The organism is Pseudomonas sp. LTR0, from assembly GCF_036630035.1.
Lineage (GTDB): Bacteria > Pseudomonadota > Gammaproteobacteria > Pseudomonadales > Pseudomonadaceae > Aquipseudomonas > Aquipseudomonas putida_Y.
The window spans coordinates 331,967-357,619 of sequence record NZ_CP123734.1; the positions used below are offsets into that span (position 1 = coordinate 331,967).

Here is a 25,653-nt window from a genome sequence, read left to right on the forward strand (position 1 = left end):
CGCGAACGGGTGGTTCTTGATGTTTGTTGCCAAAATTTCGTTTTTTTCAGCTATTTCCAACTTTTGTACGACAGTCCAACCGTGGTCCGGCTTCCCCTTGGCCGCTTTCTCCCCTCTATTTCACGCCGATCAAGGATAGACCATGCGCCTACCTTTGCCCTCCGATCTGCCTGCCACCTTGCAGCCGCTGGTCACTCGCAACCAGCAGTTCATCAGCGATGCCGTGGCCGGCCACCCCGAACTCGACCTGCAGGCCTGGAGCCCCCTGCACCGGCAGCAGTTCGACCAAGTGGCTGCTGCCAGTGAATTCGTGCTCAGCCTGGCCCAGCGCGAGCCCGCCATGCTGTTTGCCCTGCTGGCCAGTGGCGAGCTGGAGCGGCGTTACGCCCCGGGTGAGCTGCGCGGGCAAATCGCCGCAACGGCCCAGGCAGCACAGAGCGAGGACGAACTGGCGCGCAATCTGCGCCGCGCGCGCAACCGCCAGCAGTTGCGCATTATCTGGCGCGACATTACCCGTCAGGCGGAACTTGGCGAAACCTGCCGGGACCTGTCGGACCTTGCCGATGCGGCCATCGACGAAGCCTACCAATGGCTGTACCCGCGCCATTGCCAGCAATTCGGGACGCCCATCGGCAACCGCAGCGGCCAGCCGCAGCACATGGTGGTGCTGGGCATGGGCAAGCTGGGAGCGGTAGAGCTTAACCTGTCGTCGGACATCGACCTGATCTTCGGTTTCCCCGAGGGCGGTGAAACCGAAGGGGTGAAGCGCTCGCTGGACAACCAGGAGTTCTTCACGCGCCTGGGCCAAAGGCTGATCAAGGCGCTGGACCCGGTTACTGTCGACGGCTTTGTGTTCCGCGTTGACATGCGCCTGCGTCCCTATGGTTCGGCGGGTGCCCTGGTGCTCAGCTTCAATGCACTGGAGCAGTACTACCAGGACCAGGGCCGCGATTGGGAACGTTACGCGATGATCAAGGCGCGAGTGGTGGCCGGCGATCAGGCGGCCGGCGCGCAGTTGCAGGAAATGCTGCGCCCGTTCGTGTACCGCCGCTACCTGGATTTTTCCGCAATCGAAGCGTTGCGCACCATGAAGCAGCTGATCCAACAGGAAGTGCGGCGCAAGGGCATGGCCGAGAACATCAAGCTGGGTGCCGGTGGTATTCGCGAAGTGGAGTTCATCGCCCAGGCCTTCCAGCTGATCCACGGCGGGCGTGACCTCAGCCTGCAGCAGCGGCCGTTGCTCAAGGTGCTGGCCACCCTGGAAGGCCAAGGCTACCTGCCGCCGGCGGTGGTGGTCGAGCTGCGCGAGGGCTATGAGTTCCTGCGCTATACCGAGCACGCCATCCAGGCCATCGCCGACCGCCAGACGCAAATGTTGCCGGAAGGTGAAACCGATCAGGCACGAGTGGCCTACATGCTCGGCTTTGCCGACTGGCAGAGCTTCCATGACCAGTTGATGTACTGGCGTGGCCGCATAGACTGGCATTTCCGCCAGGTCATTGCCGACCCGGATGATGAAGACGGTGAAGGCGAACTGGTGGTGGGTGGCGAGTGGTCGCCGTTGTGGGAGCAGGCGCAGGATGAAGAAGCCGCTGGCCGGCAATTGCAAGAGGCTGGCTTCAAGCAACCCGCCGAAGCCTTGAGGCGCCTGGCCGGGCTGCGTTCCAGCCCGCAGTTGCGCTCGATGCAGCGCATCGGCCGTGAGCGACTTGACGCATTCATCCCACGGCTGCTGGCCCAGGCGGTGGAGCATGACAACCCTGACCTGGTGCTTGAGCGGGTGCTGCCATTGGTCGAGGCTGTGGCAAGGCGTTCTGCCTACCTGGTACTGCTGACCGAAAACCCCGGTGCCTTGCGCCGTTTGCTGACGCTGTGCGCCGCCAGCCCGTGGATTGCCGAGCAGATTGCCCTTTACCCGTTGCTGCTCGACGAACTGCTCAATGAGGGCCGCTTGTTCAGCCCGCCCTTGGCGCCAGAACTGGCCAGCGAGCTGCGCGAGCGCCTGACGCGCATCCCCGAGGACGACCTGGAGCAGCAGATGGAGGCGCTGCGCCATTTCAAGCTGGCCCACAGCCTGCGCGTGGCTGCCTCGGAAATCAGCGGCAATCTGCCGTTGATGAAAGTCAGCGATTACCTGACCTGGCTGGCTGAAGCCATCCTCGACCAGGTGCTGGCCCTGGCCTGGCGCCAGACCGTGGCCCGCCACGGCCAACCCAAGCGCAGCGACGGCAGCCTGTGCGACCCAGGTTTCATCATCATCGGTTACGGCAAGATGGGCGGCCTGGAGCTAGGCCACGGTTCGGACCTGGACCTGGTCTTCATCCATGATGGCGATCCGCAGGCGGAAACCGACGGTGCGAAGCCTATCGACAGTGCGCAGTTCTTCACGCGTCTGGGGCAGCGCATCATCCACTTGCTGACCACCCAGACCAACTCGGGCCAACTGTACGACGTGGATATGCGCCTGCGCCCGTCCGGCGCCTCGGGCCTGCTGGTCAGCTCGCTGGGCGCCTTCGAGCGCTACCAGCAGAACGAAGCCTGGACCTGGGAACACCAGGCGCTGGTGCGAGCCCGCGTGCTGGTGGGTTGCAAGCAGGTGGGTGCGGCGTTCGAAGGTGTGCGCGCCAAGGTTCTGGGCCAGGCGCGCGACCTGGAAAAACTGCGCGACGAGGTGAGTGAAATGCGCGCCAAGATGCGTGACAACCTCGGTACCAAGGCTACGGCTGCCGGTACCGCGGCGAACGCCTTCGACGCCGGTGTACCCTTCGATATCAAGCAGGATGCCGGCGGTATCGTCGATATCGAATTTATGGTGCAATACGCCGCTTTGGCCTGGTCCCATGACCATCCGGCCATACTTCGATGGACCGATAACATCCGCATTCTGGAAGAGCTGGAGCAGGCGAACTTGATGCCGGCCAGTGACGCGGTGCTGTTGCGTGAAGTGTACAAGGCGTTCCGCTCGGCCTCCCACCGCCAGGCGCTGCAGAAGCAGGCCGGGGTGATCGATGCGGCACAGTTTGCCGATGAACGCCGTGAAGTGCGGCGGATCTGGGGTGAGTTGGGTTTAAGCTGATACCGTGTTGGCTTATTCGTGGGCAAGCCCGCACCCACAGGTACTGCGCAGGCCCTGAGCAGTGTGCAATCCCTGTGGCAGCGGGCTTGCCCGCGAATAGGCCATGTGAGTGGTACACTGTCCGCCACATAGCCTGAATATAAAGAGGGGAGGCCAGGCTGTACCGCAGCCTGTAGCCTCCCCGAGCGTTTCTGGACTAAGCATGAGAATACTGATCATTGGCCCCAGCTGGGTCGGCGACATGGTGATGGCGCAAACCCTGTTCCAGTGCCTGAAACAGCAGCACCCCGACTGCGTGATCGACGTGCTGGCTCCTGAATGGAGCCGGCCGATCCTCGAACGCATGCCTGAAGTGCGTCAGGCCTTGAGCTTCCCGCTCGGCCACGGTGCGCTGGAGCTGGCCACGCGGCGGCGCATCGGCAAGTCCCTGGCCGGCCAGTACGACCAGGCCATCCTCCTGCCCAACTCGCTCAAGTCGGCGCTGGTGCCCTTTTTTGCAGGCATTCCAAAACGCACCGGCTGGCGTGGTGAAATGCGCTTCGGCCTGCTGAACGATGTGCGCAAGCTGGACAAGGCCCGCTACCCGCTGATGATCGAGCGCTTCATGGCCCTGGCTTACGCACCCGGCGCCGAGCTGCCGCAGCCATACCCGCGCCCCAACCTGCAGATCGAAGCGCAAAGCCGTGACGCCGCCCTGGCTAAGTTTGGTCTGGAACTGGATCGTCCGGTACTGGCGCTGTGCCCTGGCGCCGAGTTTGGCGAAGCCAAGCGCTGGCCGGCAGAGCACTATGCCGCTGTGGCCGATGCGATGATTCGCCAAGGCTGGCAAGTGTGGCTGTTCGGCTCGAAGAACGATCACCCGGTCGGTGAGCAGATCCGCGACCGGCTGATTCCGGGGATCCGTGAAGAGTCGTACAACCTGGCCGGTGAGACCTCGCTGGCCGAGGCCATCGACCTGATGTCCTGCGCCCATGCAGTGGTGTCCAACGACTCCGGCCTGATGCACGTGGCCGCGGCGCTGAACCGTCCATTGGTGGCGGTGTACGGCTCGACTTCACCCGGCTTCACCCCGCCGCTGGCCGAACAGGTGGAAGTGGTGCGCACCGGTATCGAGTGCAGCCCGTGCTTTGACCGCACTTGTCGCTTCGGCCATTACAATTGCCTGCGGCTGCTGGAACCGGGCAAAGTGATCGCCGCCCTGCACAGCCTCAGCGGACCGGACCTGATTGATACCGTGGCCGAGGTCGACTAAGTGCGGGTACTGATCATCAAGACCTCGTCGCTGGGGGATGTCATCCACACCCTGCCGGCGCTTACCGATGCCGCCCATGCCATTCCCGGCATCCGTTTCGATTGGGTGGTAGAAGAAGGCTTCGCCGAAATCCCCAGTTGGCACCCCGCGGTCGACCAGGTCATCCCGGTGGCGATCCGTCGCTGGCGCAAGAACCTCTGGCAAACCATCAAGAGTGGCGAGTGGAAGGCGTTCAAGCAGCGCGTGCGCGAGCGCAAGTACGACCTTGTGATCGACGCCCAGGGCCTGGTCAAGTCGGCCTGGTTGACCCGTTACGTGAAGGCACCCGTAGCCGGCCTGGACCGCTACTCGGCGCGCGAAGGCTGGGCCAGCCGCTTCTACGACCGGCCTCTGTCGGTTGCTACCGGCCAGCACGCGGTGGAGCGGGTACGCCAACTGTTTGCCATGGCCCTGGCCTATGACCTGCCAGAAGGCATCGGCAACTACGGCCTGGACCTCGACCGCCTGCAACTGCCCCCGGCTGCGCCCTATGTGGTGTTCCTGCATGGCACCACCTGGGCGACCAAGCATTGGCCCGAAGCCTACTGGCGCGAACTGGCCGAGCGCATGGGCCGGCGCAAGCTGGAAGTGCGCCTGCCTTGGGGTAATCCGGCTGAGAAGGCGCGGGCCGAGCGAATTGCCCAAGGCTTGAACAACTGTCAGGTGCTCCCCAAATTGAACCTTGCCGGCGTCGCTCGTGTTCTGGCGGCGGCAAAGGCCTGCGTGGCGGTCGATACCGGCCTTGGCCACCTGGCGGCGGCACTCGATGTGCCTACCCTTTCGCTGTTTGGCCCTACCAACCCGGGCCTGACCGGCGCCTACGGACGGACCCAGATTCACCAGGCCAGTGACTGGCCTTGCGCTCCCTGCCTGCAGAAGAAGTGCACCTACAAACCGAGCGCCGATGACCTGGCCCGGTTCGATCTGAAACGCGAGTGGCCACTGTGCTTCACTCGCCTGAATCCCGAGCATGTGGCGAGCCGCTTGAGCGCGTTGCTGCTGGCTGAGGATGTCCGTTGATGCAACTGGCTTTCGTGCTTTACAAATATTTCCCCTTCGGCGGGCTGCAGCGCGATTTCATGCGCATTGCCCTGGAATGCCAGAAGCGGGGCCACCAGATCCGTGTGTATACGCTGATCTGGGAGGGTGACATTCCGCCGGGCTTCGAAGTGCTGGTGGCGCCGGTGAAGGCGATCTTCAACCACCGCCGCAACGAGAAGCTCAGCGCCTGGATGGCCGCCGACCTGGCCAAGCGCCCGGTCGACCGCCTGATCGGCTTCAACAAGATGCCGGGGCTGGACGTGTACTACGCCGCCGACGGCTGCTTCGAGGACAAGGCGCAGACCCTGCGCGGTGGCCTGTACCGCCGCTGGGGCCGCTACCGGCACTTTGCCGAGTACGAGCGTGCGGTGTTTGCCAAGGACGCCCATACCGAAGTGCTGATGATTTCCGAAGTGCAGCAGCCGCTGTTCATCAAGCATTACGGCACCCCGGTAGAACGCTTCCACCTGCTGCCGCCAGGTATTTCCCAGGATCGCCGTGCGCCGGCCAATGCCGCCGAGATCCGCGCCGAGTTCCGCAAGGAATTCAATCTTGGGGATGACGACCTGCTGCTGGTGCAGATTGGCTCAGGCTTCAAGACCAAAGGCGTGGACCGCAGCCTCAAGGCACTGGCCGCGCTGCCGTCAGCCCTGCGCAAACGCACCAGGCTGATGGTGATCGGCCAGGACGACCCCAAGGTATTCCAGCTGCAAAGCGCTACCCTGGGTCTGGGCGACCAGGTGCAGTTCCTCAAGGGCCGTAGCGACATCCCGCGCTTCCTGCTGGGCGCCGACCTGCTGATTCACCCGGCGTACAACGAGAATACCGGTACGGTGCTGCTCGAAGCGTTGGTCGCCGGCTTGCCGGTGCTGGTGTCCAAGGTGTGCGGTTATGCCCACTACATTGCCGAGGCCGACAGCGGCCTGGTGCTGGACGAGCCGTTCGAACAAGATCAGCTCAACGGCTATCTGCAGCGCATGCTCGAAGACCCGCAGGCGCGTGCCAGCTGGTCGCGCAATGGCCTGGCATTTGCTGATAGCGCCGATCTGTACAGCATGCCGCAGCATGCTGCCGACGTGATCCTGGGGCAAAAAACCGCATGAAGCTGATATTGGCCGAACCCTTCAAACGCCTGTGGGCCGGGCGTGATGCCTTCGACGCCGTGGAGGCGCTGCAAGGCGAGGTCTATCGCGAGCTGGAAGGGCGCCGCACGCTGCGCACCGAAGTGGCTGGCGAGGGCTTTTTCGTCAAGATCCACCGTGGCATCGGCTGGGGCGAGATCTTCAAGAACCTGTTCACCGCCAAGCTGCCGGTGCTCGGTGCCGGCCAGGAGTGGCAGGCCATCCAGCGCCTGCATGAGGTGGGTGTGCCTACCATGACCGCAGTCGCCTATGGCGAGCGCGGCAGCAACCCGGCCGCGCAGCACTCGTTCATCATCACTGAAGAGCTGGCGCCGACCATCAGCCTGGAAGACTTCAGCATCGACTGGGTCAAGCAGCCGCCTGAGCCGCGCCTGAAGCGTGCACTGATCGCCGAGGTGGCGAAGATGACTGGCGGGATGCACCGCGCCGGGGTCAACCACCGCGATTGCTACATCTGCCATTTTCTGCTGCACACCGACCGACCGGTGACGGCAGATGACTTCAAACTGTCGGTGATCGACCTGCACCGCGCGCAAACCCGTGCCAGAATCAGCCGCCGCTGGCGCGACAAGGACCTGGCTGCGCTGTACTTTTCGGCCCTGGACATTGGGCTGACCCAACGCGACAAGCTGCGCTTCCTGCGCGGTTACTTCCAGCGTCCGCTGCGGCAGGTGCTGAAGGACGAAGCCGCGCTGCTCGCCTGGTTGGAGCGCAAGGCTCAGAAACTCTACGATCGCAAGCAACGCTATGGGGATGCACTCTGATGGCGAGTTGGACACTGGCGCCGGGTTACGAACACCTGGCGGCGGACTTCGGCAGCCTTGATGCGGTATTTGCCCTCCAGGGCGAACGCCTGACCCGCGACCCGCTCAGTGAGGTGGTACGCATCGAACGTGACGGGATCAACTACTACGTCAAGCGCTACACCGGGGCCGGCAAGCACATGCGACGGTACCTGGGGCGGCCACGCATCAAGGCCGAATGGCAAAACCTCAAGCAATTCGCAAAATGGGGTATCCCCACCGCCGAAGTAGTGGCCTGGGGCCTGGAGCGCAACGGCCTGGCCTTTGGCCGTGGCGCGATGATCACCCGTGAACTGCCGCGCACCGAAGACCTGTCGGCCCTGGCCGAACAAAACGATCCGCGCTTGGCCGACCGCACCTGGGTCGACCATATCAGCCGTCAACTGGCGCGCCATACCCGGGTCATGCACGAGCACCGCTTCGCCCATAACGATTTGAAGTGGCGCAACCTGCTGGTCGATGACCAGGGCACGCTATTCTTCATCGACTGCCCCACCGGCGACTTCTGGCGCGGATTCATGTGGCGCCACCGGATGATCAAAGACCTGGCATGCCTGGACAAAGTGGCCAAATACCACCTGTCAGCTACCCAGCGCCTGCGCTTCTACCTGCAATACCGTGGCCGTGACCGGCTGAATGTGCGTGACAAGAAGCGCATTCGTCGGGTACTGGGCTTTTTCGAGGGAAGGGAATGACCGATTACCTGGCCAGCGCGGACCTCGCGCTGCTCAAGCGCCATGGCCTGGACGATTTCGAGGCGCTGTGGGCGCTGCAACTTGATGCAGTGGACGAACCCAACACCGGTCGCGGTGGCTGGAGCAGCGTCTTCCGTCTGGAACTCGAAGGCAAGGGCTACTACCTCAAGCGCCAGAGCGACTACCTGACCCGGACCTTGCACCGGCCGTTCGGCGAGCCCACCTTCGCCCGCGAATTCCGCAACATCAGTCGCTACCAGAAGCTGCGCATTCCGGCATTGCAGGCGGTGTTCTATGGCGAGCGCAAGCAGGGTGGCAAGCACCGGGCCATCCTGATGACCCGCGCTCTGGACGAATGGGCCGACCTCGAAAGCCTGCTGGCGCAATGGCCGCGGTTGGGTGAGGCCGAGCGCACCGGCATCCTGCAGGCCTGCGGCCAGCTGGCGCGTACCCTGCACAGTGCCGGGCAGGTGCATGGCTGCTTCTACCCCAAGCACATTTTCTTGCGCCAACGGCGCGACGGCTGGGATGCGCAACTGATCGACCTGGAAAAGACCCGTCCCCTGTTGCTCGGCATGCGTGACCGTCTCAAGGACCTGGAGCCACTGCTGCGCCGCGCCCAGGCGTGGAGCGTGCAGGATGTACGTACTTTGCTGGCTACCTACCTGGGGCAGCCCGCCGACGGCGCGCTGGTCGATACCTGGCTGCAACGGTTGACGCAACGCCGTCGTGAAAAAGAGGCCCGCTGATGCGTTTGTCTGAATTGAAGGATGCCGGGCGCAGCCCATCGCTGCCCCTGAGCATCACGTTGGTTGATGCCGCCGGCAGCGCCGACTTGCAATTGCTCAGCCTGCTGCGCGTGTTGCCGGGCCAGCGTTATGTGGGCGCTGGTGTCTGGCGTGGTACACCGGTGCTGGCAAAGTTGCTGGTCGGTGGTAACGCCGCACGGCATTTCCAGCGCGAACTGCAGGGTGTGAAATTGCTGGCCGAACAAGGCCTGACCACGCCGAAGCTACTGGCCGACGGCCTCAAGGAAGGCGAGGGCGGCTGGCTGCTGTTCGAGTTCCTTGATGGTGCCCAAAGCCTGGCCGATGCCTGGGCCGCAGTGGAAAACCTGCCAGTGTTGGCGGACGAGCAGCACCTGGTACTGGGCGAAGCGCTCACGGCTGTGGCGCACATGCACGCCCAAGGCCTTTGGCAGGAAGACCTGCACCTGGACAACCTGCTGCGCCATGCCGGCAAGCTGTATCTGATCGATGGTGCGGGCATAAGGGCGGAAACACCCGGTCAGCAGTTGTCGCGTCCACGCGTGCTGGAAAACCTCGGGGTATTCTTCGCCCAGTTGCCCAAGCGCCTGGAGCCGTTCATAGAAGAGCTGCTGGTACATTACCTGTTGGCCAACGCCGAGCATGCGTTGCCGCTGGAAGCCCTGCAGAAGCAGGTGGACAAGGTGCGCAACTGGCGCCAGAAGGACTATCTGGACAAGGCTGGCCGCGAGTGCAGCCTGTTCAGCGTCCAGCGCACCCTCTCGGGCTTGCAAGCGATCCGCCGCAGTGAGGTCGAGGCCATGCAGCCTGTACTGGAGCAGGCCGATACGCTGATCGACAAGGGCCATTTGTACAAGACCGGTGGCGCTGCCAGCGTGGCGCGCATCGAGGTCAATGGTCGCCAGTTGGTGATCAAGCGCTACAACATCAAGAACACCGCGCATTGGTTCAAGCGCTTCTGGCGCCCGAGCCGGGCCTGGCATTCCTGGATTGAAGGCCACCGCCTGGAGTTCCTCGACATCGCCACGCCACGCCCCCTCGCGGTGCTGGAACAGCGGGTGCTGGGCCTGCGCAGCCGTGCCTACCTGGTCACCGAGTATGTCGACGGCCCGGACCTGACGGCATGCTTCGCGCCCTACGTCGAAAGCGGCGATGCGCCCGAGGAGCAGGTGGATGCCTTGGTGCACGTGATGCAGCAACTGATTCGCGAGCGCATCAGCCACGGCGACTTCAAAGGCCATAACCTGTTCTGGCACAACGGCCAGTGGTCGCTGATCGACCTTGATGCCATGTGCCAGCATGCCACCCAGCTCAGCTTCGCACCGGCCTATGCCCGTGACCGGGCACGGCTGCTGCGCAACTGGCCCAATGGCAGTGCCTTGTATCAGCGGCTGGACCGGCTGTTGCCAAAACTGGTCGACTGAGGCCGCCGGTTCCGGCTGTCAGTGGGCCGGCGGTGGTTGATCTGGCAGTGTCAGCCAGTCACTGCTGCGCCCTGCCTGGCGAACGCGTATCAGCCACTGGCCGTTTTCGTGGCGCAGCACCGCCCACGGCACCACACCGGCGTTGCTGGCAACGGCAATCTGCAAGTGGTAATGATCCGGCAGCAAGTGGCGGCGCACAGGCAACTGCCCGTCCTTGAGCGCCAGGTACAGCTGATCGTCAGCCTGAAAAAGCCCTTGTTCGGTGTTTACCGGCAGGCCGGCCACAGGCGTTTGTAGATAGCAGTCCTGCAGTAATTGCTTCAGGTCGGGCAGCCCGTCGTACCAGAGCACCGGTGAGTCGATGACCCACTGCCCGTCGGCTTTGCGCTTGAGCGGTTGCTGCAGATAGGCATCTGGCTGGTCAGGGTCAATGGCTCGCCAGCGGTAGCCGTCGAAGCTGACCCGGTAATAGCGGTTGTCGTTGTCCTTGACGAAGTACAGCGATTGCCCACCAAACGCCGAGCTTTGCTCGTAGACACCTTCACCGTAGATACCGTCTATGCGATAGCGCAGGCTGCTGCTGCCCGGTTGTACCTGGAGGCGTGCGGGCAGCGGCAGTGGCGGTTGTTTGGGGATCCCGCGCAGGGATCGGCGTAGCACTCTGGAACCCAGAAAGCTGGTACCGGCATCGTTGAGGTGGCTAAGCGCCTGATAGGCATGCCGCATCACCCCTTCGACATCCTCTTGCTTGAAGGCCTCGGCGCCGTCCCAGATATCGATTGCCATGCGGCCGATCGACAGCACCAGCAGCGCACGGTTCGGCAGCAGCAGGCTGATGAAGTCCAGCAAGCGCCAGCTCAACGCCATGACCGACTCCGCATTCACTTCGCTGGTCGTCATGCTGTCGGCATCGGCCTGGGCGATCAGCGCCCGGGCCTCGGCCATGTAGTAGTCGAAGAAAAGGTCGTCTTTGACCTCGGGCGTGGTCAAATGCGTGCTCAGGCGCCCCTTGTCCAGCAACCGCTGCACCGTGGCGGCAGGCAGCAATGGCAGGCGCTGGGCTACGTATGCTCTCAACGTGGGCTGTTGGCGCAATGTGCGAAGCAGTTCGCGGGTCGTGCGAAACCGGCGCCAGGCCCTGCGGTCCGGGGCATCCGGGGTGTACAGCACGCATGCCGGAGACTTGTAAGGGATGCTGTTGAGCAGAAGCACGCCCTGCAAGGTATGACCCATGATGTTCAGCTGCCGAACAGTGACCGGGTAGCCTGCTACCGGCGCGCGCAAGGCATTGTGTGGTTGGTCCAGCACTGCGCGCACCCAGTTGTAACCATGTTCGAAAGGGTCTTCGCCAAAGTGCCCGGCGTAGCGCGCCTTGACTGCTTCAGCGTGCATGCGTGCACGGTTGACCTTGCTGTGCGCAGTCAGGCGCCATTTGCCCGCTCTGGAACTGATCAGTTGGGTGTGCAGGTACTTTGCGTAGCTGTCACCCACGTTCAGTTCCCGGACCATGTGCTTGACATACTGCGGCGTGAGCCCGGCGGGCATGGCTTTGTCGTGGGCGTGGATCACCCGGGCAGTCAGCCAGTAGTCGGTGTCGAACCACGGCAAGTTCTTGAGGGCGATCTCTTCGAGCGTGTTGATTTCCTCGACCATTTCCACCATCTCGTGGCCCACGCGTCGCATGCCTACATAGGTGACATAGGACGAGAGGGCGAAGGGATGCATGATGGCGCCCGTGCGGCGGGCGCGCACGACGATGATTTTGATCTCGCGAGGATCTGTGTCGTACCCCAGGTCATGGCTCAGGCGCTCGCGAAGGCGTGCGTTGGCCCAGGCCAGCAGGCTATTGCGTTGTTTGAAGTCGTTAAGGCTCAGTACTCCCGGGGCAGCAGCCTGCTCGGCGATTGCTACCAGCGTTTGCATTGCCTGCATCATATGGCTCAGGCCTTGCGCAGGTGTATTGCGCAGCCAGTTGGGCAGGTTCTTCTCAAGCAATTGGGAGTAGCGTGTTTGCAGGATGGGTTTGGCGCCGACTTCGTGCCATAGCGCCAGCGCTTTATGTATTCGGGTGTGCTGGTCGGGTGAGTCGTTGCTCCACAAGCCGGTGTCACTCAGGCGTTGGCGTTGGGCTTCTACAACGCTGTCGATCTGGGCCTCCAGCAGGCTGTCGGCGTACCAGTCATAGCGCAGGCGCTGCGACCGGCGAGCGCGGTCCGCTTGCGTGTCAGTGTACAGATGCAGCAGCGGTCTGCTCTGGAGTGGGTCTTCCAGACGCTCGCAAAGCTCCAGGTGCAGTGCGGCAAGGGAGTCGAAGGCCTCGATGCCTTGTGACAGGCTGCACAGCAAGGCAGCGCCTGCGGCATCCTGAGGCGTGAGCATAGGGCCTTCGGTGGTACCGGCAACGATGATCAGTGTGCCTGGCAGGTAGCTGCGCCAGTTGGGTCTTATGCCTTCCAGCAGCACGCGATACACCTGTGGCCTGCTGGCCAGTGGAAGATGCCTGCGCTGCGAGGGTAGCGGTTGTTCCAGGCAGGCCCGCAGTTGCTCGGCCGACCCGTTGGCCAAGGTCTGGTCGCCCAGGCGCAACTCAACCTCGGTCAGCATCAGCGCCTTGCGCAGTGCCAGCAGTTTTTGTCTGGGGGTTTCGCCTTGCTCATCGGCCGTGGTCCAGAAGCTGGCCAGTTCGCCGTGCAGCCAGGTGCGCGTGTCGGGGTTGATGGGGTGTTGAAGGTCGAGGGTCGGGAGGCCGTCGAGCAGGTCACCGATCTGTCGGTCGATCTGTTCCAGTTGTTCGAGGGGGCGCATGGGGCGGATCCTTGGTTGAGGAAACCCCATGCTTGGCAATAGCTGCGGTTGCGTGGTGGTAGCGGGCTAGCGCCCCCGACGCCAGAGCAGCCCGCGCAGGCTCAGCAGGGCCGGCAGGCCCAGGCCGGCCCATGCCAGAACGTCCCAGCCACCGTCGCCGAGCAGCGCAGCGAACAGGCCCAGGAAGCCAAGCAGGGCAATCAACGCTGGCCAGGCGAAGAGGCGTGCAGTGGCTTGCGACCTGTGGCTCATGCGCGCGCCTCCCTGGGTTTGCGCAGCTTGCCCCACCACAGGTAGAGGCCGCTACCGAGCACGATGATTGTCAGCACGTCCAGTAACGCCCAGAGGATCTGCATCGGTCGCCCGCCGTAATCGCCGAAATGCAGTGGCTGCGACAGGCCCATGGCATCCATGTACCAGGGACGGTCGCCTACCGCAGTCACTGCAAGGGTGCGAGCATCGATCAGTACCGGCGTGAACAGGTGCGAACTCAGGTGAGTGGCACCGTTCATGAACACCGCATAGTGGTGCTCGCTGGAGAAACGCGTGCCTGGAAACGCGATGAAGTCCGGGCGCATGCCCGGCGCGGCCTGTTCGGCAATGTCCAGCAGGCGAGTGGCTGGGGCGCGCTCGACGAGCGGCGGGGCGTCGCGGTAGGGGGCAACCATCGCAGCCAGGCTGTCGTTGCGCCAGGCCGCGATGACCAGGTCGGACAGGGCGCTGATTACCCCGGTCACGCTTACCGTCAATGCCCAGGCCAGGGTGACCACGCCGATCAGGTTGTGCAGGTCGAGCCAGCGCAGGCGGCGGGATTTTTTGTGGCGTACGGTGCCGAACTCCAGGCGGCGCATGAATGGTGCATAGAGCACGGTGCCGGAGACGATGGCGACAATGAACAATACGCCCATGAAGGCCAGCAGCAGTTTGCCCGGCAAGCCTGCGAACATGTCCACATGCAGGCGCAGCATCACCATCATGAAACCGCCGTTGGCAGCCGGCATGGCCACCGCCTCGCCGGTGCGAGCATCGAGCATGAAGGTGTGCGACAGGTTGGGGTCGGTGCCGGCGGTGGCGGCGGTAATGGCGACCACGCCGTTGGGTTCGTCTTCATCGTAGCCGAAGTACTGCATGACCTCGCCGGGGCGATGTTGTTCGGCCTTGAGCACCAGTTGCTGCAGGTCGAGGTGCGGGGTGCCTGCCGGCATTTCACGCAGTTCAGGGGCGTCGCCTAGCAGGTGTTCGAGTTCGTGGTGGAAGATCAGCGGCAGGCCGGTGACTGCCAGCAACAGCAGAAACAGGGTACAGACCAGGCTGCTCCAGGTGTGGATCAAGGACCAGCGGCGGATGGTGGGGCTTTTCATCACGGTACCGATTGTTGTCGGTTGGAACCCGGGGCCGCAAGGCGGCCCCAGCTCACTCAGAACTTGTAAGTGGCGCTGGCGACAACGCTGCGCTCATCGCCGTAGTAGCAGTAGTACGCGTCACAAGTAGAGAGGTAATCCTTGTTCAGCAGGTTGGTGGCGGTGACCGCTACCGACGCGCCCTTCAGGCTGCCGTTCAGGCGACCGAGGTCGTAATGCACCGACCCGTCGAAGACGGTGTAGGCCTTGGCCTTGCCCAGGTAGGTATTGCCTTGGTCACCGTAGGTATTACCGGTATAACGCGCGCCCAGGCCGATGCCGAAGCCGTCGAGCACGCCCGAGTGCCAGGTATAGTCGCCCCAGATGGACGCTTGCTGGTTAGGCATCAGTTGCAGGCGGTTACCTTTGAAATCGCCATCCTGCACCTCGGACTTGGCCAGGGTGTAGGCGGCAATCACCTTCAGGTTGTCGGTCACATCGGAAACCGCTTCCAGCTCAAGGCCGCGGACTTTCACTTCACCGGTCTGGCTGGTGATGGTCACACCACCGACCGTGTTGGTGACCGAGACATTTTTCTGAGTCAGGTCGTACACGGCTGCCGACAACAGGGTGTTGGACCCCGGCGGCTGATACTTCACGCCCAGCTCCCACTGTTTGCCTTCGGTGGGCTTGAACGAGTCCGAGGCCGACACACTGGCATTGCTGGACGGCTGGAAAGACTCGGCATAGGACAGGTACGGCACGAAGCCCGAGTCGAACACGTAGCTGATGGCTGCGTTGCCGCTGAACTTTTTGTCCCGCTGGGTATTGGTGGCATCGCCCTGGTTGAAGAACTTGGTGCCGGTATGCACCCAGTCTTCACGACCGCCCAGGGTCAGGCGCCAGTTACCAAGCGCCATCTGGTCCTGCACGTACAGGCCGGTCTGACGGGTTTTCTGGTTGTAGTCATAAAACGCGGTCGAGCGATCCGGGCGAGTGATCGGCAGCCCGTAGACCGGGTTGTTGACGTTGCTGTCCGGCACGTTGAAGTCGAAGATCGACAGGTAGTTGGTGTTGATGCGCTGGTGGTCCAGGCCGATCAACAGCGTGTGGTCGATGTCCCCGGTAGCGAAGTCCGCCTGGAAGTTGTTGTCCACCGCAAACTGGCTGATGTCTTCATCAGTGTTGGTGGACATGCGGCTGACAGTGCCATCGTCCTGCACCGGCGGCGAGCTCTTGTTGTAACTGCCAGGGGTGATGGTCTGGAACGACAGGTCCGACTTGGTGTAGCGCAGGTTCTGGCGGAACTGCCAGACGTCATTGATGCGGTGTTCGAAGGCGTAACCCAGCGCGTAGTACGTGCGGTCGTAGAACTCGTAATCCGGGTCACCCAGGTTCTTGTGGTGTGAGATCTTGCCGAATGGCATGTCGATCTTGGTGCCCTGGATGGGCCGGAACTGGCTGGTGGCACCGGTATCGTCACGGGTGAACTGGGTGAGGAAGGTCAGCGTCGTGTCTTCGTCAATGTTCCAGGTCAGGCTTGGGGCGATGTTGTAGCGCTTGTTGTCGATGTGGTCAATCTGGGTGCCACTGTCACGGATAACGCCACTGACGCCATAGAGAAAGCGACCTTCATCGTCGATCTTGCCGGTGCTGGCGAAGTTGATCTGGCGATGGTTGTCGCTGCCGTATTGAAGCTCGATTTCGTGAGCGCTTTCGGCTTGCGGACGGCGGCTGACCATGTCCAGCAGGCCACCAGGTGGGGTCTGGCCGTAGATCGAAGAGGCCGGGCCGCGCAGCAGGGCGAGGCGGTCGAGGTTCCAGGTTTCGGCTTTCGGGTTGGCATACACGCCGCGTGGCAGCGGCAGCCCATCCAGGAACTGCGTTGGCTCGAAGCCGCGCACGCGCATCCAGTCATAGCGCGTATCGCTGCCGAAGCTGGCGGAGACGATACCTGGCATGTAACGCACTGCATCATCCAGGCTGTGTACACCGCGGTCTTTCATTTGCTCGCGGGTGGCAACAGAGATGGAGCGGGGGACTTCCACAAGCGCCGTGTCAGTCTTGGTGCCAGCAGCGGTGCGTGAAGCCACGTAGCCTTCAACCGGGCCCCAGGCGCTTTCGCTGGCGCTGGTGGCATTGACTGTGGTTTCCGGCAAGGCCAGGGTGCCATCCGGCACGGCCACCAGGCTGTAGCTGCCCGCACTGCTTTGCTGCAACTGCAGGCCGGTACCGCTCAGGGCGGCTTGCAGGGCGCCCAGGCCGTCGTATTGGCCGCTGACCGGGGCCGAGGTACGGCCGCTGACCAGTGCCGGGTCGATGGCCAAGGCAATGCTGGCCTGGCTGGCGATCTGGTTGAGAGTGGTGGCCAGTGGCGCGCTTGGCAGATTGTAGGCGCGCGACGTGGATTGCTCGGCGGCGAACAAGGCAGGGCTGGTCAGCGGGGCAGCCAGGCCGATGGCCAGGGCCACCAGGCTGGGGCGCAGGATATGATCAACGGCACGGGACATGCGGCGGTTCCTCGACGGGTAAGTGCTTGCTGCTTCCTTGCCGAGCGAGATCTGAAAAGTGACAGGGTGAATCTGAAAAATATTGAGAATTATTTAAAAGAGGTTTTGCCAGCACCGCCCACTTCGCGGGTGAACCCGCTCCTACGACCACCCCGATGTGTGTCCACCACCGCGCAGGAGCGGGTTTACCCGCGAATACGGTGGCGGCGGCAGCGGTGAACGGCTGGTGGAGATTGGCCAGCAGGCCCGGCCTATTTGGAAGTGACGTTCACCCACCACTGGGTATGCCGCTCGATCTTCACCGGCAACGCCGGCACCAGCGAGGCGAGCGCCAGGTCGGTGTTGGTCAGCGGGAAGCTACCGGTCACGCGCAGGTCGGCGACCTTGGCATCCACCCCGAGGTAGCCGCTGCGGTACTGGCCCAATGTGGCGAGCAGGTCGGCCAGGCGTACGTTGTCGACCACCAGCATGCCGCGGGTCCAGGCACCGGCACCGGCGGGCACCGTGCCAACCTGGCCGAGGCCGTTGGCGTTCATCAACACTTGCTGGCCTTCGTGCAGCACCTGTTCGTCGCCGCTGTCATGCGGCATGGCGGCGACCGAGGCTTGCAGCACTTCCAGGCGCGTACCGCCGACTTCGCGGCGCACCAGGAAGCGCGTGCCCAGTGGCCGCAAGCGACCGTCTTCAGTGCGGACCAGCAGCGGGCGTGGGTCCTGGTGGCCGGTTTCGACCGAGATTTCGCCCTGGTGCAGCACGATCACCCGTTGTGCGCCGGCATAGTCGATGTCCACGGCGGTGTGGGTGTTCAGGCTGAGCAGTGTGCCGTCTTCCAGGCGCAAGGTACGCAATTCACCCGTGGCGGTGCGCTGGTCGGCCAGCCAGTAGCTGGGTGCCAGTGACGGCGCGCCGACCCATGCCAGCAGCGCCCCGAGCAGAAACGTGCCGGCCAGCCCGCCGCCAACCTTGCCAATGCGCCGCCGCAGGCTGGCGCGCGATTGCAGCAGCGCCTGGCGTGCCGGGCCAGCCGCCGCGCTAACGCGCTGTTCCATGGCGCCGAGCTGGCGCCAGGCACGCGCGTGCTCTTCGCTGGCGGCATGCCAGCGCATGAATTCATTGCGTTCATCAGGCGTGCCGCTGCTGTCGCCGAGGCTGAGTTTCCAGGCAATCGCGGCTTCCAGAACCCGAGACGAAACTGGGACGTTGCTCACGTCGGCTCCCCGTACAGGGCTACGTAGCACTGGCGCATGCCTTGGGCGATGTACTGGCGCACCCGTGATACCGAAACACCAAGGCGCTCGGCAATCTCGGCATGGCCCATGCCGTCCAGACGGCTGTGCAGAAACGCCGCGCGAGCCTTGCTCGACAGCTTGCCGAGCAGGCGGTCGATGGCTTTGAGATCTTCAAGGATCAGGTGCTGCATTTCTGGCGAGGGCTGTTCGGCTTCAGGGATCAATGCCAGCTCGGCCAGGTAGGCTTGTTCCAGCGCGGCGCGGCGGAAGTGGTCGAACATCAGCCCTTTGGCCACGGCGGCCAGAAACGCGCGGGGTTCGCGGGGTGTGTCCAGTTGCTCACGACCGAGCAGGCGCACGAAGGTGTCCTGGCTCAGGTCTTCAGCACGTTGGCGGCAGGCCATGCTGCGTTGCAGCCAGGCGAGCAGCCAGCCGCGGTGGTCGCGGTACAGCGCACCGACCAGATCGGCGTGTGGGCTCTGTGCAGAAGACAAGCAGCGTCCCCCCGGAACGAATGCATTAACTAACGATAATTATTCGCGATTGTGGCAGAGGGGAGAGGGTGGTGCAATGGACGCTTATCGGATTGCCATCATGGGGCTTGGTTTGAGTTGTGTGGCGCCAGTGAGATCCAGCGCCGCCCGCGCGGCGCGCATCGCGAGCTGCGCTCGCTCCTACGTTTGTTTCGGGCCAGTAACGCCTGTGCCAGGCGCGCGCGATCGCCTTGTTCGTACGACGCGATATCGAGCCATGCGCCAAAGCGTTCGCGTGCATATCCCACAGGAATGATTGGCCCGAAACAAACGTAGGAGCGAGCGCAGCTCGCGATGCGCGCCGCGCGGGCGGCGCTGCACATCCCGCCTCTACAAACCGTGATTCTGCATCTTGCGCCGTCGCCACCCGCGCAACCGTTGCTCCAGCTGCAGCGGGCTGTCCAACTGCTGGCGTCTGGCCTGGCTGAACAGGATCAGCGCCAGTTCTGCGGTCACCTGGGCATCGGCGCTGGCGTGGTGGCGCTCTTCAACCTGCAAGCCAAACCGCGCTACCCAGTCATCCAGCCCGGCCTCGCGCAGCACTGTGTCGGGGTTGAGCATCGGCGCCAGTTCGGCAATATCGAGGAACGGCGACTGCAAGCGGTAACCCAGGCTCTCCTTCAGCGCACGCGCCAGCATGCGCTGGTCGAATGGCGCGTGAAACGCCAGCACCGGGCTGTCGCCAATGAAATCGAGCAAATCCAGCAGGGCCTCGGCCGGGTCGCAACCGGCAGCCAGGGCGCTAGGGCCCAAGCCGTGGATCAGTACGCTGGCGTTGGTCTTCTGCAAAGGCCGGTGCAGCGTGCGTTCGAACTGCTGGGCAAAGTCGATGGCACCGTCTTCGATGGCCACCGCCCCGATCGACAGCACCTGATCACGGTTGGGGTTGAGCCCGCTGGTCTCCAGGTCCAGCACCACCCAGCGCTGCTCGCGCAGGGTACATACCCCCAGCGGCACGGGCTTGGGCAATCGGGCCAGGCGCTGGCGTGTGGTGTGGTCCAGTTCGGGCGCGCTGGGGCGCAGCCAGGTAAACAGGCTCACAACTGGTACCGCAAGGCCAGGCTGCTTTGCAAGCGTTGGGCCTGGCGCAGGGACTCGCGCAGGATGCGGCGGTCAAGGTGGTTGAGGCTGTCCGGGTCGACCCGGTTGGAATAGGGCAGGTTGTCGCGTATCTGGCGCTGGTGCTGCTGCATGCGGGTTTGCTGGATGAAGTGGTAGGCCTCTTCATAGGCGGCGCCGTCCAATGGCTCGATCACGCCCTTGGCCACCAGTTGGCGCAGGCGCTCCAAGGTATTGCAGGCACCTATGCCATTGGCCAGGGCCAGCAAACGGGCACCATCGACGAAGGGCGTCAGCCCCTGGACCTTGAGGTCGAGGGTCGCCGCCTTGTCGTTGCCCTGGCGTGTCAGCACGAACTCGCGCAACCGTCCCACCGGAGGGCGTTGGCGCAGGGCGTTGTCAGCCATCATGCGCTGGAAGATGCGGTTGTCGGCTACCTGTGCCAGCAGGCCTTGGCGCAGTTGCTCGCAACCTTGCTCGTCACCCCACACCACCCGCAGGTCGAAGTAGATGCTCGAACCCAGCAGGTTCTCCGGGCTGGCTTCGCGAACAAACCCGGCAAAGCGCCGCGCCCACTCGCTGCGCGACAGGCACAGTTCGGGGTTGCCGGCCATGACGTTACCCATGCACAGGGTGAAACCGCACTGGGCCAGGCACTGGTTGATGTATTGCGCCAGCGGCAACAGGCGAGCGCGGATGGCGTCGGCCTCGGCGCTGTCGACCGCTTCGAAGAGGATGCCGTTGTCCTGGTCGGTGTGCAGGGTCTGCTCGCGTCGCCCCTCGCTGCCAAAGCACAGCCAGCTGAATGGCACGCCCGGGTCGCCACGTTCGGCCAGGGCCAGTTCGATGACCCGGCACACGGTATGGTCGTTGAGCAAGGTAATGATCTGGGTGATCTGCGTCGACGATGCGCCATGGGCCAGCATGCGTTCCACCAGCTGGCTGATTTCACCGCGCAGCGAGACCAGCGTATCCAGGCGTGGCGCATGGCGTATGGTGCGCGCCAGGTGAACCAGATCGACCCGTTGCAGTGAGAACAGGTCGCGCTCGGATACCACCCCGCACAGGCGTCCGTTTTCTACCAGACATACATGGGCAATATGCCGCTCGGTCATGGCCATGGCGGCATCGAAGGCACTGGCCTGGGGTGGGAGGTAGAACGGTTTGGCTGTCATGTGCCGGTCGATGGCGGCGCCCAGGTCGGCATCTGTTGCTGCCACCACCTGGCGCAGGTCGCGCAAGGTGAAAATACCGATGGGGTAGCGTTGCGGGTCGACCACCACGATGCTGCCCACCTGCTGCTCGTGCATCAGCCGCACGGCTTCGCGCAGGGGCGTATCGGCGCTGCACACCACCGGGTGACGCATGGCCAGTTCACCCAGGGGGGTGTTCAGCGAGTACTGGGTGCCGAGGGTTTCCACAGCGCGCTGGCGTACTTGCTGATTGACCTGATCAAGCAGGCTGCTGACACCGCGCAGGGCAAAATCCCGAAACACTTCAGACATCGAGAACACGCGGATGAATGCGGCCTTGTTCAGTTGCAGGCAGAAGGTGTCTTCACCGGCCAGGTGCTCGGTGCGGGTTGCCCGCTCACCCAGCAGGGCTGCCAGCGGGAAGCACTCGCCGCTGGTGATCTCGAACGTGGTCTCGACACCCGGTTTGGCCAGATGCTGGCGCTCGCCAACCACGCGGCCCTGCTTGACGATGTAGAAGTGCTCGACCGGCCCGTCAGCAGGTTTGACGATGCTTTCACCGCAGGCGTAGAAGCGCAGCTGGCACTGCTCGACCAAGAAGGCCAGGTGGCTGTGCTCCATCTGGTTGAACGGCGGAAAGCGCTGCAGGAACTGCAATGTGCCCTGGATGTTTTGCAGTACTGCCGTCTTGCCCGCCTGGCTGTAGGCGTCCTTTTTACTCATGAAACTGACCGTATCGCTATGCCGAACTATATATATCTATATATAGGTACCGGCCATGTTGTTCTCTGCCTCCATGGTCGGCTTGCGGCGAGGTGGTGCCCATTGGACGTAAGTCTATGAGCGCCCCTGTCAGAGACCCGACGAAAGGAGAAACGGGTTACGCAAGTACTGCGGTCCTAATGCTGAAGCGGAATTATTTTGACGAGACAAGCATGCCCGAGCACACCGACATCCTGAGCGACGCCGAGCGCGAGGCCTTGGCCGTGATAAACCAGAGTGCGCCTGTGGCTGCCAGGCCGTTGGTGCTTGTGGTGGATGACAACGCGGTTAACCGGGAGGCGCTGATTCTGTACCTGAAAAGCCGGGGCATCGATGCGGTTGGGGCGGATGGGGCCGAGGAAGCCAGGTTGTACCTGCACTACCAGAAGCGTATCGGGTTGATGATTACCGATTTGCGCATGCAGCCTGAAAGTGGGCTGGACTTGATCAGGACAATTCGCGCGTCGGAGCGGGCGGCGTTGTCGATCATTGTGGTGTCGGGCGACACCGATGTGGAAGAAGCAGTGGATGTGATGCACCTGGGCGTGGTGGATTTCCTGCTCAAGCCGGTGGATTTGGGCAAGCTGTTGGAGCTGGTGAAGAGAGAATTGAAAATGGATTGATGCGCAGTGGGGGCCGCAAAACGGCCCCCTTGGCGCAGATGTTACTTACAACCCGTTACGGGCCTTGAACTCGCGGCGACGGCGGTGCAGTACCGGCTCGGTATAACCGTTCGGCTGCTTGCCACCTTCCACCACCAGCTCCACTGCCGCCTGGAACGCCACGTTGTCGTCGAAGTTCGGCGCCATCGGACGGTACAGGGCGTCGCCAGCGTTCTGCTGATCGACCACCACGGCCATGCGCTTGAGGCTTTCCAGCACCTGTTCCTGGCTGACCACGCCGTGGCGCAGCCAGTTGGCCAGCAGCTGGGCGGAGATGCGCAGGGTGGCACGGTCTTCCATCAGGCCGACGTTGTTGATGTCCGGCACCTTCGAGCAACCCACGCCCTGGTCGATCCAGCGCACCACGTAGCCGAGGATGCCCTGGGCGTTGTTGTCCAGCTCGTTGCGGATCTCTTCGGCCGACCAGTTGGTGTCCGCAGCCAGCGGAATGGCCAGAATGTCGTCCACCGACGCCGGGGTACGTGAAGCCAGTTCACGCTGGCGCGCCTGTACGTCCACCTTGTGGTAGTGCAGGGCGTGCAGGGTGGCGGCAGTTGGCGACGGCACCCAGGCGGTGTTGGCACCGGCCAGCGGGTGGGCGATCTTCTGCTCGAGCATGGCTGCCATCAGGTCAGGCATGGCCCACATGCCTTTGCCGATCTGCGCCCGGCCTTGCAGGCCGGTGGCCAGGCCAACGTCGACGTTGTTGTTTTCGTAGGCGCCGATCCACTTCTCGTTCTTCATGGCACCTTTGCGCACCACGGCGCCGGCTTCCATCGAGGTGTGGATTTCATCGCCAGTGCGGTCAAGGAAACCGGTGTTGATGAACGCCACGCGCTCGGCGGCTGCCTTGATGCAGGACTTGAGGTTGACCGTGGTACGGCGCTCCTCGTCCATGATGCCGACCTTGACGGTGTTGCGCGGCATGCCCAGCAAGTCTTCGACCTGGCTGAAGATCTCTGCGGCGAAGGCCACTTCCTCAGGGCCGTGCATCTTCGGCTTGACGATGTACACGCTGCCGCTGCGGGTATTCTTGCGGGTGGTGTTGCCTTTGAGGTTGTGCAGGGCGATCAGGTTGGTGAACAGCCCGTCCTGGATACCTTCGGGGATTTCGTTGCCTTGGGCATCGAGGATCGCCGGGTTGGTCATCAGGTGGCCAACGTTGCGCACGAACAGCAACGAACGACCGTGCAGGGTCACGCTGCCGCCGTTAGGCGCCGCGTACTCACGGTCCGGGTTCATGGTGCGGGTGAAGGTTTTGCCACCCTTGCTCACGCTTTCGGCCAGGTCGCCTTTCATCAGGCCCAGCCAGTTGCGGTAGACGATGACCTTGTCGTCAGCGTCTACGGCTGCAACCGAGTCTTCGCAGTCCATGATGGTGGTCAGTGCCGATTCCATCAGGATGTCTTTGACACCAGCGGCGTCGGTGCTGCCGACCGGGGTGCTGGCATCGACCTGGATTTCGAAGTGCAGGCCGTTGTGCTTGAGCAGCACGGCAGTGGGTGCCGCGGCGTCGCCGTGGAAGCCGATAAGTTGCGCATCGTCGCGCAGGCCAGTGTTGCTGCCGCCTTTCAGGGCAACAACCAGTTTGCCGCCTTCGATACGGTAGCCCGTGGAGTCAACGTGCGAGCCGGCTGCCAGTGGCGCGGCTTCGTCGAGGAAGGCGCGGGCGAAGGCGATGACCTTGTCGCCGCGCACCTTGTTGTAACCCTGGCCTTTTTCGGCACCGCCTTCATCGCTGATGGCGTCGGTGCCGTACAGGGCGTCGTACAGCGAACCCCAGCGAGCGTTGGCGGCGTTCAGGGCGAAGCGGGCGTTCATCACCGGCACGACCAGTTGTGGGCCGGCCATGTGGGCGATTTCTTCGTCCACGTTCTGGGTGGTGGCCTGGAAATCGTCGGCTTGTGGCAGCAGGTAGCCGATTTCCTGGAGGAATGCTTTGTAGGCTACGGCGTCGTGGGCCTGGCCTTTGCGTGCCTGGTGCCAGGCGTCGATCTTGGCTTGCAGCTCGTCGCGCTTGGCGAGCAGGGCTTTGTTCTTTGGAGCGAGGTCATTGATGATCTTCTCTGCACCCGCCCAGAACTGCTCGGCGACGATGCCGGTCCCGGGGATGGCTTCGTTGTTCACGAAGTCGTACAGGACCTTGGCGACCTGAAGGCCACCGACTTGAACGTATCCAGTCATTGCTTGCCTCACTCTGCTCAGCTATTTCGCTCTTCTGTATTAAGCCTGTAGCGCTTCTCTAAACACGGCACCAGTGCATGCCCCTTCGGGGCGGCTGGGTGCGGCCGGCCAGACAGGCTGGCAGACAGTGTGCGTATTTTCACAGGCGCCTTGGCAGACATCCAAACGACGTTTTGTAGTCCGCGCCACGGGATACTACATGAAGCAGTAGGCGGGGCAAAATCAGACTAAAAGCGCCGTTATGCGACCCGATGGTCGCGTATGGTCACGCTGGGAGTGGGTATGTTCGCAAAAAACAGGTGGATTGTTCCAGATAAATCTTGAAACAGTACACGATTAGCCGTGCAGATTGCCCTGCGGCAGGTTGCCGCGCCTTGCCTATACTGATTCGATCCCCCGATTTTCTGCCGCCCGGCGCGGTCCGACACGAGGAAGGGCTTGTGGATCATCTTGTACTGACTGTAATTGCCCCTGACAAGGCCGGCCAGGTCGAACGTATTGCCCAGTGCATCGCCGACCACAGTGGTAACTGGCTGGAAAGCCGCATGTCGCGTATGGCCGGGCAGTTTGCTGGCATTCTGCGGGTGGCGGTGCCGGCAGAGAATTACGCCGAGCTTGTGGCCTCGTTGCAGGGGCTGGCCAGGTATGACATTCGCGTGCTGATTGCCGAGAGCGGGATCGAGCCCTCGTGCACCTGGAAGCCAATTGCCATGGAGCTGGTGGGTAATGACCGGCCGGGGATCGTGCGGGACATTACCCGTTTGTTGGCGGACCTTGGGGTGAATCTGGAGCGGTTCACTACCGAAGTGCGGCCCGCGCCAATGAGCAGTGAGCCGTTGTTTCATGCCGATGCGTTGCTGGCGTTGCCGCTGGCCCTTTCGCTGGATGAATTGCAGCAGAAGCTGGAGAGTCTGGCGGATGATTTGATGGTGGAGTTGCAGTTGCGGCCGGAGGATTGATCCTGGCCGGAGGTTATCCCGATATCACGGGGAAGGCCCTGTGGATAACCTGGGGGCGTACCTCTCCAGCCCAGGCATCACGTGCCTTGCAGAGCTTTGCTCAAAAAACACCCAATTATCAGCAGCTTGTGCACAAAGCACGGGGACGAGGGTGTGGATAACCTATGGAGATGTTTCT

General features: G+C 63.1%; 19 protein-coding genes. 10 read left to right on the plus strand and 9 right to left on the minus strand.

The genetic code is table 11. The annotated features are described in order from the left end of the window. Window positions 1-142: 142 nt before the first annotated feature. The 8 genes from glnE to QCL51_RS01545 all read left to right on the plus strand — a co-directional run bounded on the left by glnE (window position 143) and on the right by QCL51_RS01545 (window position 10,239). Complete coding sequence (glnE, locus tag QCL51_RS01510) at window positions 143-3,076, plus strand: bifunctional [glutamate--ammonia ligase]-adenylyl-L-tyrosine phosphorylase/[glutamate--ammonia-ligase] adenylyltransferase (protein ID WP_338444570.1); 2,934 nt, start codon at window positions 143-145, stop codon at window positions 3,074-3,076. Window positions 3,077-3,278: 202 nt separating this feature from the next. Beyond that, window positions 3,279-4,328: a lipopolysaccharide heptosyltransferase II gene (gene waaF, locus QCL51_RS01515; RefSeq protein WP_021782668.1), complete on the plus strand. Its 1,050-nt coding sequence runs from the start codon at window positions 3,279-3,281 to the stop codon at window positions 4,326-4,328. Beyond that, window positions 4,329-5,387, plus strand: a complete 1,059-nt coding sequence (gene waaC, locus QCL51_RS01520; protein ID WP_003255648.1) for a lipopolysaccharide heptosyltransferase I — start codon at window positions 4,329-4,331, stop codon at window positions 5,385-5,387. It abuts the gene before it with no gap. Continuing rightward, window positions 5,387-6,511: a glycosyltransferase family 4 protein gene (locus QCL51_RS01525; protein ID WP_003255647.1), complete on the plus strand. Its 1,125-nt coding sequence runs from the start codon at window positions 5,387-5,389 to the stop codon at window positions 6,509-6,511. The genes waaC and QCL51_RS01525 overlap by 1 nt, the downstream gene beginning before the upstream one ends. Further along, window positions 6,508-7,314 carry a lipopolysaccharide core heptose(I) kinase RfaP gene (gene rfaP, locus QCL51_RS01530; RefSeq protein ID WP_103463394.1) on the plus strand — a complete coding sequence of 269 codons (807 nt, stop codon included), beginning with the start codon at window positions 6,508-6,510 and terminating at the stop codon, window positions 7,312-7,314. Before QCL51_RS01525 ends, rfaP begins: the two co-directional genes overlap by 4 nt. Further along, complete coding sequence (locus tag QCL51_RS01535) at window positions 7,314-8,048, plus strand: lipopolysaccharide kinase InaA family protein (protein ID WP_021782669.1); 735 nt, start codon at window positions 7,314-7,316, stop codon at window positions 8,046-8,048. Before rfaP ends, QCL51_RS01535 begins: the two co-directional genes overlap by 1 nt. Beyond that, window positions 8,045-8,797, plus strand: a complete 753-nt coding sequence (locus tag QCL51_RS01540; protein ID WP_021782670.1) for a lipopolysaccharide kinase InaA family protein — start codon at window positions 8,045-8,047, stop codon at window positions 8,795-8,797. The genes QCL51_RS01535 and QCL51_RS01540 overlap by 4 nt, the downstream gene beginning before the upstream one ends. Further along, the gene (locus QCL51_RS01545) at window positions 8,797-10,239 is read left to right on the plus strand and encodes a lipopolysaccharide kinase InaA family protein (protein ID WP_319298817.1); all 1,443 of its coding nucleotides are present in this window, start codon (window positions 8,797-8,799) and stop codon (window positions 10,237-10,239) included. The genes QCL51_RS01540 and QCL51_RS01545 overlap by 1 nt, the downstream gene beginning before the upstream one ends. Before the next feature lie 18 nt (window positions 10,240-10,257). Here the strand turns inward: QCL51_RS01545 and QCL51_RS01550 are convergent, their stop codons facing one another. The 8 genes from QCL51_RS01550 to QCL51_RS01585 form a co-directional block, all read right to left on the minus strand. Then, window positions 10,258-13,044, minus strand: coding sequence for a DUF6543 domain-containing protein (locus QCL51_RS01550; protein ID WP_319298818.1), 2,787 nt, complete (start codon window positions 13,042-13,044; stop codon window positions 10,258-10,260). Between the two features lie 66 nt (window positions 13,045-13,110). Then, on the minus strand, window positions 13,111-13,296 hold the full coding sequence (locus QCL51_RS01555; RefSeq protein ID WP_011953272.1) for a hypothetical protein: 186 nt from the start codon (window positions 13,294-13,296) through the stop codon (window positions 13,111-13,113). After that, window positions 13,293-14,405 carry a PepSY-associated TM helix domain-containing protein gene (locus QCL51_RS01560; protein WP_028697302.1) on the minus strand — a complete coding sequence of 371 codons (1,113 nt, stop codon included), beginning with the start codon at window positions 14,403-14,405 and terminating at the stop codon, window positions 13,293-13,295. Before QCL51_RS01560 ends, QCL51_RS01555 begins: the two co-directional genes overlap by 4 nt. 56 nt (window positions 14,406-14,461) lie before the next feature. After that, window positions 14,462-16,894 (minus strand): TonB-dependent siderophore receptor, encoded by a 2,433-nt coding sequence (locus tag QCL51_RS01565; RefSeq protein WP_103463391.1) that lies wholly within the window; start codon window positions 16,892-16,894, stop codon window positions 14,462-14,464. A 251-nt stretch (window positions 16,895-17,145) separates the two neighbouring features. Then, entirely contained in the window at window positions 17,146-18,102 is a 957-nt protein-coding gene (locus tag QCL51_RS01570) for a FecR family protein (RefSeq protein WP_021782675.1), read from the minus strand. Then, entirely contained in the window at window positions 18,099-18,617 is a 519-nt protein-coding gene (locus QCL51_RS01575) for an RNA polymerase sigma factor (RefSeq protein WP_010951704.1), read from the minus strand. The genes QCL51_RS01570 and QCL51_RS01575 overlap by 4 nt, the downstream gene beginning before the upstream one ends. Before the next feature lie 369 nt (window positions 18,618-18,986). Beyond that, window positions 18,987-19,697 carry a 3'-5' exonuclease gene (locus tag QCL51_RS01580; protein ID WP_021782676.1) on the minus strand — a complete coding sequence of 237 codons (711 nt, stop codon included), beginning with the start codon at window positions 19,695-19,697 and terminating at the stop codon, window positions 18,987-18,989. Further along, a complete protein-coding gene (locus QCL51_RS01585) occupies window positions 19,694-21,631 on the minus strand; it encodes a putative nucleotidyltransferase substrate binding domain-containing protein (protein WP_021782677.1) in 1,938 nt (645 codons plus the stop codon). Before QCL51_RS01585 ends, QCL51_RS01580 begins: the two co-directional genes overlap by 4 nt. A gap of 116 nt (window positions 21,632-21,747) precedes the next feature. Between QCL51_RS01585 and QCL51_RS01590 the strand changes: the two genes are divergently transcribed. Then, the gene (locus tag QCL51_RS01590; RefSeq protein WP_021782678.1) at window positions 21,748-22,293 is read left to right on the plus strand and encodes a response regulator; all 546 of its coding nucleotides are present in this window, start codon (window positions 21,748-21,750) and stop codon (window positions 22,291-22,293) included. Window positions 22,294-22,338: 45 nt separating this feature from the next. Here QCL51_RS01590 and QCL51_RS01595 read toward each other — a convergent pair whose 3' ends face one another. Next, on the minus strand, window positions 22,339-24,516 hold the full coding sequence (locus QCL51_RS01595; RefSeq protein WP_021782679.1) for a malate synthase G: 2,178 nt from the start codon (window positions 24,514-24,516) through the stop codon (window positions 22,339-22,341). A 440-nt stretch (window positions 24,517-24,956) separates the two neighbouring features. Between QCL51_RS01595 and QCL51_RS01600 the strand changes: the two genes are divergently transcribed. Continuing rightward, window positions 24,957-25,475 carry an ACT domain-containing protein gene (locus tag QCL51_RS01600; protein ID WP_021782680.1) on the plus strand — a complete coding sequence of 173 codons (519 nt, stop codon included), beginning with the start codon at window positions 24,957-24,959 and terminating at the stop codon, window positions 25,473-25,475. Window positions 25,476-25,653: the final 178 nt, after the last annotated feature.

Bases quoted from the DNA above. Each gene is read 5' to 3' on its own strand.
- QCL51_RS01545 (WP_319298817.1), top strand. From the start codon at position 8,797: ATGCGTTTGTCTGAATTGAAGGATGCCGGGCGCAGCCCATCGCTGCCC.
- QCL51_RS01540 (WP_021782670.1), top strand. From the start codon at position 8,045: ATGACCGATTACCTGGCCAGCGCGGACCTCGCGCTGCTCAAGCGCCAT.
- QCL51_RS01550 (WP_319298818.1), bottom strand. From the start codon at position 13,044: ATGCGCCCCCTCGAACAACTGGAACAGATCGACCGACAGATCGGTGAC.
- QCL51_RS01565 (WP_103463391.1), bottom strand. From the start codon at position 16,894: ATGTCCCGTGCCGTTGATCATATCCTGCGCCCCAGCCTGGTGGCCCTG.
- rfaP (WP_103463394.1), top strand. From the start codon at position 6,508: ATGAAGCTGATATTGGCCGAACCCTTCAAACGCCTGTGGGCCGGGCGT.
- waaF (WP_021782668.1), top strand. From the start codon at position 3,279: ATGAGAATACTGATCATTGGCCCCAGCTGGGTCGGCGACATGGTGATG.
- QCL51_RS01555 (WP_011953272.1), bottom strand. From the start codon at position 13,296: ATGAGCCACAGGTCGCAAGCCACTGCACGCCTCTTCGCCTGGCCAGCG.
- QCL51_RS01595 (WP_021782679.1), bottom strand. From the start codon at position 24,516: ATGACTGGATACGTTCAAGTCGGTGGCCTTCAGGTCGCCAAGGTCCTG.
- QCL51_RS01590 (WP_021782678.1), top strand. From the start codon at position 21,748: ATGAGCGCCCCTGTCAGAGACCCGACGAAAGGAGAAACGGGTTACGCA.
- glnE (WP_338444570.1), top strand. From the start codon at position 143: ATGCGCCTACCTTTGCCCTCCGATCTGCCTGCCACCTTGCAGCCGCTG.
- QCL51_RS01560 (WP_028697302.1), bottom strand. From the start codon at position 14,405: ATGAAAAGCCCCACCATCCGCCGCTGGTCCTTGATCCACACCTGGAGC.
- QCL51_RS01535 (WP_021782669.1), top strand. From the start codon at position 7,314: ATGGCGAGTTGGACACTGGCGCCGGGTTACGAACACCTGGCGGCGGAC.
- QCL51_RS01525 (WP_003255647.1), top strand. From the start codon at position 5,387: ATGCAACTGGCTTTCGTGCTTTACAAATATTTCCCCTTCGGCGGGCTG.
- QCL51_RS01585 (WP_021782677.1), bottom strand. From the start codon at position 21,631: ATGAGTAAAAAGGACGCCTACAGCCAGGCGGGCAAGACGGCAGTACTG.